General features: G+C 53.9%; 1 protein-coding gene. It reads right to left on the reverse strand.

Annotated elements, in window-relative coordinates; all coding sequences use genetic code 11:
- Positions 1 to 256 (reverse strand): hypothetical protein (locus AAEY83_RS12800; RefSeq protein WP_351059262.1); only part of this gene is annotated, 256 nt, incomplete at its 3' end.
- Between the last annotated feature and the right edge of the window lie 243 nt (positions 257 to 499).

The following is a 499-nucleotide window of genomic DNA, read 5'->3' on the forward strand; positions in this document are numbered from 1 at the left end:
GTTTTGAAGATTTATTGATGTGCAGACGCGTTCCGCTTTTCAGATTGCCGTAGGCGCCAATCGACCGCAAAACGATGGAAGTCTTCTCGGTCACTTCAAGCAGTTGACCATCTTTAGCGACAAGCACCGCTGCGCCGTTTGCAAGTGCCATTTTGTAGGCGTTGCTGAAGGCCTTTAGAGCGATGTAAGGAATTCGCGACTCCTGAACGGCAATCTGATCGTCAGTCATTGGGCGTTTTTCGGCTTTGCGCGACATGAATGACTCCAAGCTGTGCTGAGTAGATGGCTGTTTGATGCGCAAGATATAGCACATTTGCAAGGCTTAGAGCCAAGCCCCTCGTTTGGGGAGGGGCTACGGCATTGGCCGCAATAAACCTCAGGAAGTTTGTATCGTGCCCCTGCGACTCGCCGCCGCCGTCACCGCATAACCAATCACCGCCGCGAGGATCGAGCCGGTTAGGATGCCCATGCGATCCATGCCGGCGTAATCACTCACGCC

Origin of the sequence: Psychrobacter sp. TB20-MNA-CIBAN-0197, from assembly GCF_040309765.1 — a bacterium.
In the GTDB taxonomy this organism is placed as follows: domain Bacteria; phylum Pseudomonadota; class Gammaproteobacteria; order Pseudomonadales; family Moraxellaceae; genus Psychrobacter; species Psychrobacter submarinus.